The organism is Oleiphilus sp. HI0132 (genome assembly GCF_001635845.1).
Genome location: NZ_LWGJ01001732.1, coordinates 1 through 607, shown reverse-complemented (window position 1 = coordinate 607; position 607 = coordinate 1). Strand labels below are relative to the sequence as shown.

General features: G+C 45.8%; 1 protein-coding gene. It reads right to left on the bottom strand.

Annotation, left to right across the window (positions count from 1 at the left end):
- On the bottom strand, nt 1-607 hold a 607-nt coding region (locus A3766_RS26490; RefSeq protein ID WP_197479767.1), incomplete at both ends, for an LUD domain-containing protein.

The following is a 607-nucleotide window of genomic DNA, read 5'->3' as shown; positions in this document are numbered from 1 at the left end:
TACCAGGCAAAGCGTACCTGACTCGGCAGCAGCAAAGTTGACGCCCGAAATGCCAATGTCTGCTTTTTCAAATTTATCCCTGAGGATTCTTCTACCCAGACCAATCATGCCATCAACGTCGTTCGGGTCGCATTTCAACTTGAGCTTCTTTTCAAATAGTTGAGCAATTTCCTGTTTGTTTTTGTGGATGGCGGGCATGATGATATGAGACGGTGTTTCATCGGCAATCTGCACAATGTACTCCCCCATATCCGATTCAATGGCTTCAATATTATGGCTCTGGAGGAAATTGTTCAATTCGATTTCTTCGCTCGCCATCGACTTTCCTTTGATAACAAGTTTGGCTTTGCGACGTTGTGCTATGTCGAGAACAATTTGGTTAGCTTCGATCCCGGTTTCTGCCCAATGTACCTGAATGCCGTTATTGCTACATTGTTGTTCTAGTTGCTCTAGCAGTTCAGGTAAACGCTCGACGACGTTCTGTCTTATTGCTGCACCTTGTTCTCTAAGGGTTTGCCATTCCTCTTCATCACTGAAGGCTTGTTTGCGTTTATTGCGTAGAAAGTCCATGGCGCCGCGGAAGTTGGAGCGTAGCTGCGTATCTTCT